The sequence below is a fragment of the Rathayibacter sp. AY1D9 genome (assembly GCF_002932395.1).
GTDB lineage: Bacteria > Actinomycetota > Actinomycetes > Actinomycetales > Microbacteriaceae > Rathayibacter.
The window spans coordinates 95,058-106,458 of sequence record NZ_PSVQ01000001.1 but is presented as its reverse complement, the minus strand read 5'-3'; the positions used below and the strand labels follow the sequence as shown (position 1 = coordinate 106,458).

Below are 11,401 nucleotides of genomic sequence, written 5' to 3'. Positions count from 1 at the left end.
GTCCCCGCCCGCCACGGCGCGGTCGGCTTCACGACGTGGTGCGTTCCGCGGAGCGAGGTGCGTCGCCCGGCATCGATCCGCTGGCACGCGGATCGCTGTCGGCGGACTCCACCTCGTCGAGCGGCGGCCACCTGCTCCTGCAGTCGAGCCGGGCGGGCGTGCCCGAGTCGTGCCGGTCGAGTCGCCGCGGGACGCGGCGTATCGGGACCCGCCAGGCACGGACAACGGGTCGATGCTGGTCGACATTCCGCGGGACGCTGGGCATCGAGACCCACCGGACCGGGACTGCGAGTGCTCCTGCGGGCCCGCGTCAGGGGGCCAGGACGGCGACCGTCATGCCGGGCGTCGCGGCGGGGGCGTCCATCGCGGCGAGAGCGGCGGGCAGGTCCTCGAAGGCGATGGTGCGGCCGACGGAGTCGGCGGGGCGCAGACGGCCGGCGACGATGTCGTCGAGGAGGGCCGTGTAGCCGCTCCGGGCGATGCCGTGGCTGCCCAGCAGCTCCAGCTCCTGGGCGATGACCCGGCCGAGCGGGATCGCCGGTGCCGCGTCGGGCCCGAGGAGCAGACCCACCTGCACGTGCCGGCCGCGCGGACGCAGGGCGGCGATCGACGCCTCCGCCGTGACGCTGCTTCCGACGGCGTCGACCGCCAGATGGGCACCTCCTCCGGTCGCCGCCCGGATCGCCTCGGCGGCACCCTCGCCTCCGGGGACGGTCACCGCCCCGAGCGCGGCCGCGGCCTCCCGCGCCGGGGCGGAGACGTCCGACGCCACCACGCGGGCCCCGGCCGCGAGCGCGACGATCACCGCGGAGAGGCCGACTCCGCCGCAGCCCAGCACCGCGACCCACTCCCCCGGGGCGACCCGGCCGCGCTCGTGCAGGGCGTGGTACGCGGTCCCGAAGCGGCAGCCGAGACCGGCCGCCTCGACGAAGCCGACGGAGTCGGGCAGGCGCACCAGGTTCAGGTCCGCACCCGTCACGGCCACCGCCTCGGCGAACGACCCGTCGAGGGTGAATCCCGGCTGCTGCTGCCGGAGGCACACCTGCGTCGCCCCCTCCCGGCACTGCTCGCAGTCGCCGCAGGCGAACACGAACGGCGCCGTGACCCGGTCACCGACCGCGAAGAGCGACACCTGGGCTCCCGTCGCGATCACCGTCCCGGCGAACTCGTGCCCGGGGATCTGCGGCAGGACGACCGAGTCGTCGTGCCCCTTCCACGCGTGCCAGTCGCTCCGGCACACCCCGGTCGCCGCGACGCGGACGACGACGCCGTCGACGGGGCAGACGGGCTCCGGGACCTCGACGATCGCGGGGAGGGCGGAGAAGGACGAGTAGCTCACGGCGCGCATGCCGAGAGTCTTCCAGAGGCCCTGGCCGCGCTCTGCTTACAGCGCGTCGACCGGGATGCCGCCGGTGCCCGGCTGGGCGGGCTCGCGGTGGACCGGGTAGACCGTGCCTCGGGCGCGGTCGATCGCGATACTGCCGAAGGCGAGCACGATCCCGGCCGCGGTCAGGCCCACGCCGACCCAGATGGGCGACAGGTAGCCCAGTCCGGCGGCGATCGTCAGGCCGCCGAGCGCGGCACCCACCGAGTTGCCGATGTTGAGGGCGGAGTGGTTGAGCGCGGCCGCGATCGTCTGGCTGTCGCGCGCCACGTCCATCAGCCGGGTCTGGATCGCGGGCGACGCGGCCGCCGAGAAGCCCGCCGAGAGGAACGCGAACACCACCAGCCCGACGACCGACGAGGCCGACAGCGCGAGCCCGATCAGCGAGACGCCGACGCCGGCGAAGAACACCACCAGCGCCCGCCGCACGTCGCGGTCGGCGGCCCAGCCGCCGACGAGGTTGCCGACGGTCATCCCGAGGCCGATGACGACCAGGATCCACGGGACCGCGCCGAGCGGCAGGCCCGTCACCTCGGTCGCGAGCGGCGAGATGTAGCTGTACATCGCGAAGAGTCCGCCGAAGCCGATGGCGCCGACGAGCAGGGTCATCCAGACCTGCAGGCGCCCGAACGCCCGCAGCTCGTTGCGGACGGTCGCCGCCGGATTCCCGGGTTGCGCGGGCACCAGCAGCTGGACGGCCACGACGGTCAGCGCGAAGAGCACCGCGACCACGAGGTAGGCGCTGCGCCAGCCGGCCACCTGCCCGACCCAGGTGATCGCGGGCACGCCGATGACGTTCGCGATCGTGAGCCCGGAGAGGACGAACGCGACTCCCTTGCCGCGCTTGCCGGGACCCATCAGGTCGGCGGCGACCAGGGAGGCGATGCCGAAGTAGGCGCCGTGCGGAAGCGCGGCGACGAAGCGCGCGGCGAGGACGAGCGGGAAGCTCGGGAGCAGCGCCGAGCCGATCGTCCCGACGGTGAAGGCGACGAGGAGGGTCAGGAGGAGCCTCTTGCGCGGCCAGCGCGCCGCTGCGGCGGCGATGGTGGGGGCGCCGACCACGACACCGAGCGCGTAGGCCGAGATCAGCATCCCCGCCTGCGAGACGGCCTGCTCCTGGCTCGCGGCCCAGACCCCGGGGAGGAGGTCGGCGGCGAGCTGCGGGAGGAGCCCCATCGCGACGAACTCGGTCGAGCCGATGCCGAAGCCCCCCATCGCGAGGGCGAGCAGGGCGAGGCGGGTCCGAGCGGGCGAGAGCGTCACCGGTCAAGGCTACTCAGGATCGGACGGATGTCGAATCGATTCGAGCACGCCCGGACACGAGAGGTCGTGGCGGGGACCCGCTACTCCCCCAGCGCGTCGTTCAGCCGGGCGATCTTGCCGTCGATCTCGCCCGAGTAGCCGGGGCGGATGTCCGCCTTCAGGACGAGCGACACGCGCGTCCCGAACGCTCCGACGGCCTCCGTCGCGCGCTTGACGACGTCGAAGACCTCGTCCCACTCCCCCTCGATCTCGGTGAACATCGAGGTCGTCCGCGACGGCAGGCCGCTCTCGCGGACGATGCGGACGGCGGCGGCGACGGCGTCATGGACGGACGCGTCGGGCGCCTCGCCCCCGGACGGTGCGACCGAGAATGCGACGAGCATGGGTGCCTCCTTGACTGCGCGCACCGCGTGCCGGCCCCGCGCCCTCCGAGCCTACGAGCCCTGGGGCGCCAGGCGGGTCTCGCCGGTCAGCGACGACGCGGAAGTCGTGGCGCCGGGTGCGACGACCCGCGCCGTCCCCATCCTCCACAGCTCGCGCAGCAGCCAGCCGAGCAGCACCACGAGGAGGATGTTCCGCACGGTCAGCACGAGCACCATCCACCAGTGCGACCAGAGGAGGAAGAGGTAGAGGTACGGGTAGACCACCTGGGTCAGAGCCGCAGTGACGAGCGTCAGCTTCGCGGGCCGGTCGAACGCGCCGTCGCGGCACGCGATCAGCCCGGCGATCACCGGCGGCGCGAGCCAGACGATGTACTGCGGCGAGAGCACCTTGTTGGTGTCGATGAACACGACCACGAAGGTCAGCGCGAGCAGCGGGAACAACCTGGCGGGGTCGGCCCGGCGGGCGAGAGCACGGGCACCCAGCAGGGCCACGCCGAGCATGGCCAGAGCGAGCAGCGGGGTCATCAGGCTCGCCGCGAACTCGGTGCCGGGCCCGTGCATCTCGAAGGTGTTGATGTCGGCGGCGTAGTAGACGTAGCTCCCCGATCCCGGGAGTACCGACAGCCACATCCAGGGAGTGCTCACGACGGCCTCGATCTGGAGGCCCCGATCGGTCTGGTCGGTGACGAAGCTGAAGACCTGGTCCCCGCCGCCGACGAGGACGACCGCGAGCACGATGATCACGGAGGCGACCGCGGGGACGAGGATCATCCGCAGCCGTCCGCGCAGGACCAGCACGGCAGCGGCGAGGATCGCGGCCGGCCACACCTTGATCCAGGTGGCCACGGTCAGCAGCAGCGCCGCGACGCCCGGACGGGTCGCCGCCCAGAGCATCCCGGCGATGGCCGGCGGCGCGGTGAAGGCGTCGATGCGGCCGATGGCGATCGGCCCGAGGAGGACGAGGAACAGCAGCCACCAGCGCGCCGCCGCGAGGCGCGGTGCCGACCGGCCGCGCAGCAGCAGGGCGAAGGCGGCGGCGTCGGCGAGCGCGACGAGGACGAGCCACATCAGGTCGTAGCCCGCCGAGCCGAAGAGCCAGGAGGCGGCGATCGGGCCCCAGGCGAGGATCGGGTAGACCCAGCCCGTGTCGATCCCGGCGATGCCGCCGCCCTCGACGGCGGTCCTCATCCACTCCTTGTAGACGATGCTGACGTCGCCCATCGGCAGACCCGGAGCGAACAGCGCCAGGAGGGAGAGCACCACGTGCACCAGCGCGAAGGCGCCCCAGAGCACGGCGACGGAGTCGCGGTTCTCGCGCAGCCGGGCGAGGGGGCGGGAGGACGCTCGAGGAGGGGAGGACGGCACCGCGTCATTGTAGAGGGGCCGCTGAACGGGACCCTGGCAGCACCTGAGCCCGCCTGAGAGCGCCGCTCCCGCCGGGCATCGGTCCCCCGGCGGCGTCGGTCGCCGCCGGGCGTCAGCAGACGGCGTCGCGACCCGACGAACTCAGTAGCCGGCGAACGCGTCGGTGCGGATCCGCTTCGCCCCGGCACCGCGCAGGGCGCCGCGGACCGAGTCGACGAACGACGGCGACCCGGAGACGTAGCCCACGCGGCGGCCGGCGTCCGGCACCGCGTCCGCGAGCAGCTCGGCGGTCAGTCGGCCTGTGACGTGCGACCACCGTGCGGGCAGGTCGGTCGGCGTCTCCTTCGAGCAGAGCACGACCCGGGCCCCCGACTCCTGCAGCAGGTCGCGGTACGCGACCTCGGCGAGGCTCGGCGCGGCGACCACGACGACGACGTCCCGCCGCGGACCATCCGCGAGCGAGCGGAGCTGACTGGCGAACGGGGTGATCCCGATGCCGCCCGCCACAAGCAGCAGCGGCACGGTGGGATCGGCCGGCAGGACGAAGTCACCGCCGACGCTCGTCGCCCGGAGCGAGTCGCCGGGCTCCAGCGCGGCGAGGGCGCGCTTGAAGCTGCTCGCCTTCTCCGGCATCCGCAGGGCGATCGCGATCTCGCCGTCGGACGGAGCGGAGGAGACCGAGAAGGTGCGCCGGCTGCCCCGGCTGTCGGCGCGGTGCGGCAGGTCGAGCTCGAGCCACTGGCCCGGCTCGAAGGTCAGCGGCGAGCGGGAGCGGAAGCGGTACTCCGCAATGCCCGGCGCCAGCACGCGGGTAGAGGCGAGCTCGAGCGTGTGCCGCCGACGCTGGCGGAATGCGAAGGCGAACGCGAGGGCGTTGCCGACCACGAGGCCCAGCTCCGGAGTGGCGGAGACGACGCCGATGTGGAAGGGGACGCTCGCCACGAGCGCTGCGACGACCGCGATGATCAGCTGCTGCGAGCGGCGCGGCGCGAGCGTGAGCGGCTCCGTCAGCATGAAGGCGCCGGCGAAGACGAAGGGGTAGGCCGTGAGGACCAGGGCCGCCGCGGCGCCGAGGTCCTGGCCGTTCTGCACCGCCTGCTGCACGGACACCCCGCCGGCGACGACGACGAAGACGGCGAAGACGGCCCAGCGGCGGACCCGCGCGACGATCAGGAGGGAGCCCACGACGACGAACGGCCAGATCGCGCCACTGGCGATCCACCAGGCTCCGGCGTTGAGCCCGGTGAAGCCGATGATCAGCACGGCGACCGCGGCCGGATTGAAGAGGTGGCGGCCCCGCCAGGCGAGGACGTACTTGGACGCGGCGGCGATCGCGCCGACGAGCGCGATCACGGCGAGCCCGCGGGGATCGGCCGTCGGGAAGAGGAGGCAGGCGATCAGCAGACCGGTGACGAGCGAGGACTCGAGGTGCGCGCGGCTGCGGAACAGCCGCGCGAGGACCGCGCTGACCAGGGCCGTCGAGGCGACGGCGACGAGCGTCGTGCCGAGGATCTCGAGCGGCGTCGAGAAGATCAGGCCGGCTGCGGCGTACCCGACGGCGACGAGCAGGAGCGCGGCGAGCGTCATCCAGACCAGCCGGTAGGTGGTGACGCGGCCGAGGGCGCGGTCGAAGGTGCCGATCATCGGAAGACCTCTCCGGGGAAGGAAGGCGAGTAGTGGAGGGTGCCGTCGCTGCGGACGCGGACGAACTCGAAGTCGAAGCGCTCGGCGAGGGTCTCGGGCGGGCAGACGAACAGCGCGGTCGCGAGCCCGTCGGCGACGAGGGCCGTGTCGGCCACCGCCCAGGTAGCGACGACGGTCTCGACCGGAGCTCCGGTCCGCCCGTCGAGGACGTGGTGGAGGCCGCTGCCCCAGGCGCGGCGGTTGCTCGCCGAGCCGCAGAGCGCGCGGTCGCCGGGCACCGCCACTCCCAGTGCCTTGCTCGGGTCCCACGGGTGCTCGAGGCCGACCCGGACGGGTCCGGCTCCGATGCCCCGGAGGTCGCCGCTCGCGTCGACGACGGCGGGCCCGGCTCCGTCGAGCTCCTCGAGGACGAGGTCGACGAGCTGGCCCTTGCCCGCGGCGCCGACGTCGACGACGGTCCCGGGCTCGACCCGCAGTCCCGCCGCCCCGCGACGGGCGCCGGCCCAGGAGGGAGCGGGGACGGCGGGTCCGCGCGGGACGAGGGTGTACGCGGAGTCGTAGCCGAGCTGCTCGAGAGAGCCGCCGACGAAGGGGGTGACCGCCCCGCCGGTCAGCTCGTCGAGCACGTCGTACAGTGCGAAGAGGTCGGCCGCCTCGTCGGGGAAGACGTGCTCGCCTCCGACCCGCAGCTGCGAGACGGCGGAGTCGTCACGGAACCGCGACCAGGTGCGGTCGTACTCCGCGATGCGCGCCTCGACCCGCGAGCGGTGGGAGGGCTCGAGCGGCTCGGCGGTGTCGATCTGCCAGCCGGTGCCGATCGCGTCGAACCGCCACGCGTGGCCGAGGACCGTCGGGGCGTCAGGCCGTGGCATCGGCCTTGATGGTCTCGACGGCGTCGTTGAAGCCGCCGGAGGTGAGGGAGGACCCCGACACCTTGGAGACCTTCAGCTCGTCGAGCTGCTTGCCGACGACCTCGCCCGCGATGCCGCCCGCGAAGCGCGACTGGTACTGCTGGCCGGTGGGGTTCTCCGACTCCGGGGTCACGGTCACGTCGGTGACGACGCCGTCGGCGAGGGTCAGCGAGACGCCCACCTTCTCGTTCCCTCCGGGCGAGGTGTAGGCGCCCTCGGCCTCGTAGGTGCCGTCGGCGTAGCTGCTGCCGCTCGCGGCGGAGGACGCGGCGCCGGTCGCCTCGGGGGCGGAGCTGGTGGCGGTGCTCGGAGCGGTGGTGGTCGCCGCGTCGGCGGCGTCGCTCCCGGTCGTGGTGGTGCTGGAGCAGGCGGCGAGCGCGGCGAGGGTGCCGGCGCCGGCGAGGAGGGTCAGGCCGTAGCGGGCGGGAGTCGTGGTCTTCGCGGTCATGTCTGTTCTCCTGGTCAAGGCGGACGCGGCGGATCCGACGGTAGAGGTGCTCGCTTCGAGCACCCGATGAGGCGGCGGTGCGGAGCCGGTGAGCCGGGCCGCGGGCGTCGCTTCCTCCAGGACAACGGCGGCGGTCCCGGTTCGGTTCAGCGCTCGTCCGACGGGCGTGTCAGCGCAGGAGTGCGGCGACCACTCCGGGCAGGTGCTCCGCGATGTCGAGCGCGGCGATCGGGCCGCCGGCGGAGGCGCTCCGTCCGGCCTCCGCGTGCAGGACGGCGGCCGCGGCGGCCACGGGGGCGAGGTCCTCCGCGGTCAGAGTCGCCCCGGCCGCCTCGGCGTCCGCGGCCCGACCGGCGAGGAGTGCGCCGAGCACGCCGCCGAGGACGTCGCCGCTGCCCGCGGTCGCCAGCCAGGGCGTGGATCCGGAGACCTCGAGCTCGACGCCGCCCGCGACGACGTGGGTGGTGCCGCCCTTGAGGAGCACGCAGACTCCGAGGCCGTCCGCCGCCCGGCGCGCCCACTCCCCCGGGGCCTCGGCGATCGTCGCGGCGTCCGCGTCCAGACCCGCTCGGCCGAGCACTCCGGCGAGCTCGCGGTAGTGCGGCGTGATGACGACCGGGCCTGCGGCCTCGTCGATCAGGTCGAGCGCGCCCGCGTCGAGCACCACCGGGACTCCCGAGTGCAGCTGCTCGATCAGGGTGCGCCGCTCCTCGTCGCTGCGGTCCTCGGCGCTGGTGCCGGAGCCGACGAGCCAGGCCTGCACGCGCCCCACCGCGGTCACGGCCTCCGGCCGCCGGGCGAGCACCAGTCCCGCGGGCCGCTCCGGTCCGAGGTACCGGACCATGCCGACTCCCGTCCGCACCGCCGCCTCGACGCCGAGCACCGCCGCTCCCGGGTACCGCTCCGACCCGGTCGCGATCCCCAGCACCCCGCGCGTGTACTTGTCGTCGTCCTCCCGCGGCACCCTGATGCTCCGCGCCGCCTCCGCCGTCCCGACCCGCTCACCCATCCCGCCACCCTACGTCGCCCTGCGGCGGATCCGCCCGGTTCCGGCGCAGCGCACTGGTGCCGGCGCAGCCGCACCCCTCTCCCCTTGCTCCAGAGGGGCGCGGGTGCTGGAGGGGGCAGTCGCAAGGCGGAGGAGGAAGCGGTACCGGCGGTACCGCGCCCGACGACAACGCCGCGAACGCCCCCTCCAGCACCCGCGGGCGCGGGCCGAGGAGGGGTCGGATGCAAGGCGGAGGAGGAAGCGATACCGGCGGTATCGCGCCCGACGACAACGCCCCCTCCAGCACCCGCGGGCGCGGGCCGCGGAGGGGTCGGATGCAAGGCGGAGGAGGAAGCGATACCGGCGGTATCGCGCCCGACGACAACGCCGCAGACGGCCCCTCCGCTGCCCGCGCCTAGCGGCGGGTGGCGTCGTCGACTTCGCCGACGAGCTCCTCGATGATGTCCTCGAGGAACAGCACTCCGGTGGCGCGGCCCTGCTCGTCGAACGCCCGGGCGAGGTGGGCGCCGGTGCGCCGCATGATCGCGAGGGCGTCCTCGAGGTCGGTGGCCTCGAAGATCGAGGCGAGCTGGCGGATGCGCTTGGCGGGGACGGGGAGGCGGAACTTGGCGCCCTCCGTGTCGCCGTCGAGGTCGAGGACGTCCTTGAGGTGGATGTAGCCCTCGGGGGTGCCGTCCTCGCCGAGGATCACGTAGCGCGAGAAGCCGTGCTTGGCGACGGCGCGCTCGACGTCGGCGGGAGTCGCTCCGCTGGGGAGGCTGACGATCCCGTCGAGGGGCAGGGCGACGTCGTGGACCTTCTTCTCGGTGAACTCGAACGCGGCGAGGAGGGTCCCGGTCGAGTCGCGGAGCGTGCCCTCGCGGGTGGACTGGTCGACGATCGTCTGCACCTCCTCGAGCGTGAAGGTGCTGTTCGCCTCGTCCTTGGGCTCCACCTTGAAGAGGCGGAGCACTCCGTTCGAGACCGCGTTGAGGGCGACGATGATCGGGCGGAGGACCCGGGCGATGGCGACGAGCGGCGGCGCCAGGAGGAGCACGGCGCGGTCGGGCATCGAGAACGAGATGTTCTTGGGGACCATCTCGCCGAGCACCACGTGCAGGAACGACACGATCAGCAGCGTGATGACGAAGGCGACGGTGCCGGAGAGCTCGTCGGGGATGCCGACGGCGTGCAGCGGCACCTCGAGCAGGTGGTGGATCGCCGGCTCGCTCACGTTGAGGATCAGCAGCGAGCAGACGGTGATGCCCAGCTGCGTGGTCGCGAGCATCAGTGTGGCGTGCTCCATCGCGGCGAGCGCGGTGATCGCGCTGCGGCGTCCGCTCTCCGCGAGGGGCTCGATCTGGGAGCGGCGCGCGGAGATGACCGCGAACTCCGCTCCGACGAAGAAGGCGTTCGCGGCGAGGAGCACCACGAGCCAGGCGATTCCGGCCCAGTCACTCATCGTCGGACTCCTTCCGTCCGCGGTGTCCGCGGGCGACGTCGGCGAGCGGGTCGGGGATCCCGTCGGGATCCGCGTCGGGATCGGGCGTGAAGCGGAGGCGGTCGATGCGGCGGCCGTCCAGGCGCTCGACGCGCAGAGATCCGCCCTCGACGTCGACCCGGTCGCCGACGGCGGGGAGGCGGCCGAGCTCGCTCATCACGAATCCGGCGACCGTCTCGTAGGGCCCCTCCTCGGGGATGTGCACGCCGGCGCGGTCGAGGACCTCGTCGGGGCGGAGCATGCCGGGGAAGGTGGTGGAGCCGGGGAGCTTGACCACGTCGGCCCGGGAGCGGTCGTGCTCGTCGGCGACCTCGCCGACCAGCTCCTCGACCAGGTCCTCGAGCGTGGCGACGCCCGCCGTCCCGCCGTACTCGTCGACGACGACCGCGAGCTGGAAGCCGCGTCCGCGCAGCTCCGTGAGCAGCACGTCGAGCTTCATGGTCTCGGGGACGCGGAGCGGCTCGGAGCGCAGCGCCGTGACCGGCACGTCGGACCTCTTGCCGCGGGGCACGGCGACGGCCTGCTTGACGTGCACGACTCCGACGATGTCGTCGATGTCGTCGTCCGTGATCGGGAAGCGCGAGAACCCGGTGGTGCGGGCGAGGTCGAGCACGTCCTGCGCGGTGCTCGCGCGCTCGACCGTCGACAGGCGCAGGCGCGGCGTCATCACGTCGCCCGCGGTGAGGGCGGAGAAGCGGAGGGTGCGCCCGAGCAGGTCGGCCGTGTCCTCCTCGAGCAGTCCGGCGCTGGCGGAGTGGCGCACGAGGCTCGAGAGCTCCTCGGCGCTGCGGGCGCCCGAGAGCTCCTCCTTCGGCTCGATGCCGACCAGGCGCAGCAGGGCGTTCGCGCTGCCGTTCAGCAGGGCGACGGCCGGGCGGAACACCGTCGTGAACGCGGTCTGCAGCGGCACGACGAGCTTCGCGGTCGCCCGCGGCAGGGCGAGGGCGAAGTTCTTGGGGACCAGCTCGCCGAGGATCATCGACAGCAGGGTCGCGATGACGATGGCGACCACCGTCATGACCGGAGCGAGCGCCTCCTCCGGGATGCCGAGTCCGCTGAACGGCTCCTGGAGCAGCGTCGAGAGGGCGGGCTCCATCGTGTAGCCGGTGAGCAGCGTCGTGAGCGTGATGCCCAGCTGCGCGCTCGAGAGGTGCGTGGAGGTGACGCGCAGGGCCGCGATGGTCATCCCCAGGCGCGTCTCGCCGCGGTCGCGACGGGCCTCGAGGTCGGCCCGGTCGAGGTTCACCAGCGCGAACTCGCTGGCGACGAAGACGCCGGTGCCCAGGGTCAGCAGCAGGCCGACGCCGAGGAGGAGCCACTCAGTTCCCACGGTGGTCGCCCCCGGTCACGAGAGGGTGGTGCGAGAAGAGCCGGACAGTGCGGGCCGGCGGAGCGGCGGAACCGGAGCGTCGAGCGGGAGTCCGAGGAGCACGGCGGCGAGCGGAACGGGCCGGATGCGCAGAGGGAGGGTCGTCCATTGTGGCGCCGAGTCTACCCGCCGCGGAGCGCTGCCG

General features: G+C 73.6%; 10 protein-coding genes. All 10 read right to left on the bottom strand.

What is annotated here, in order from left to right; translation table 11 throughout:
• Window positions 1-310: 310 nt before the first annotated feature.
• The 10 genes from C5C50_RS00435 to C5C50_RS00390 all read right to left on the bottom strand — a co-directional run bounded on the left by C5C50_RS00435 (window position 311) and on the right by C5C50_RS00390 (window position 11,217).
• Window positions 311-1,348, bottom strand: coding sequence for an alcohol dehydrogenase catalytic domain-containing protein (locus C5C50_RS00435; RefSeq protein WP_104272598.1), 1,038 nt, complete (start codon window positions 1,346-1,348; stop codon window positions 311-313).
• Window positions 1,349-1,384: 36 nt separating this feature from the next.
• On the bottom strand, window positions 1,385-2,599 hold the full coding sequence (locus C5C50_RS00430) for an MFS transporter (RefSeq protein ID WP_104260233.1): 1,215 nt from the start codon (window positions 2,597-2,599) through the stop codon (window positions 1,385-1,387).
• Window positions 2,600-2,727: 128 nt separating this feature from the next.
• Window positions 2,728-3,030 (bottom strand): thiamine-binding protein, encoded by a 303-nt coding sequence (locus tag C5C50_RS00425; RefSeq protein WP_104224449.1) that lies wholly within the window; start codon window positions 3,028-3,030, stop codon window positions 2,728-2,730.
• Between the two features lie 51 nt (window positions 3,031-3,081).
• The gene (locus C5C50_RS00420) at window positions 3,082-4,395 is read right to left on the bottom strand and encodes a glycosyltransferase 87 family protein (RefSeq protein WP_104225503.1); all 1,314 of its coding nucleotides are present in this window, start codon (window positions 4,393-4,395) and stop codon (window positions 3,082-3,084) included.
• 141 nt (window positions 4,396-4,536) lie between these two features.
• Complete coding sequence (locus C5C50_RS00415; RefSeq protein WP_104225502.1) at window positions 4,537-6,039, bottom strand: oxidoreductase; 1,503 nt, start codon at window positions 6,037-6,039, stop codon at window positions 4,537-4,539.
• Window positions 6,036-6,911, bottom strand: coding sequence for an FAD:protein FMN transferase (locus C5C50_RS00410; RefSeq protein WP_104272597.1), 876 nt, complete (start codon window positions 6,909-6,911; stop codon window positions 6,036-6,038). Before C5C50_RS00410 ends, C5C50_RS00415 begins: the two co-directional genes overlap by 4 nt.
• The gene (locus C5C50_RS00405; RefSeq protein WP_104272596.1) at window positions 6,898-7,398 is read right to left on the bottom strand and encodes an FMN-binding protein; all 501 of its coding nucleotides are present in this window, start codon (window positions 7,396-7,398) and stop codon (window positions 6,898-6,900) included. Before C5C50_RS00405 ends, C5C50_RS00410 begins: the two co-directional genes overlap by 14 nt.
• A 169-nt stretch (window positions 7,399-7,567) precedes the next feature.
• Window positions 7,568-8,407, bottom strand: a complete 840-nt coding sequence (locus C5C50_RS00400; protein WP_104272595.1) for an ADP/ATP-dependent (S)-NAD(P)H-hydrate dehydratase — start codon at window positions 8,405-8,407, stop codon at window positions 7,568-7,570.
• A 394-nt stretch (window positions 8,408-8,801) separates the two neighbouring features.
• Entirely contained in the window at window positions 8,802-9,848 is a 1,047-nt protein-coding gene (locus C5C50_RS00395; RefSeq protein WP_104224111.1) for a hemolysin family protein, read from the bottom strand.
• On the bottom strand, window positions 9,841-11,217 hold the full coding sequence (locus tag C5C50_RS00390) for a hemolysin family protein (protein WP_104225499.1): 1,377 nt from the start codon (window positions 11,215-11,217) through the stop codon (window positions 9,841-9,843). The genes C5C50_RS00395 and C5C50_RS00390 overlap by 8 nt, the downstream gene beginning before the upstream one ends.
• Window positions 11,218-11,401: the final 184 nt, after the last annotated feature.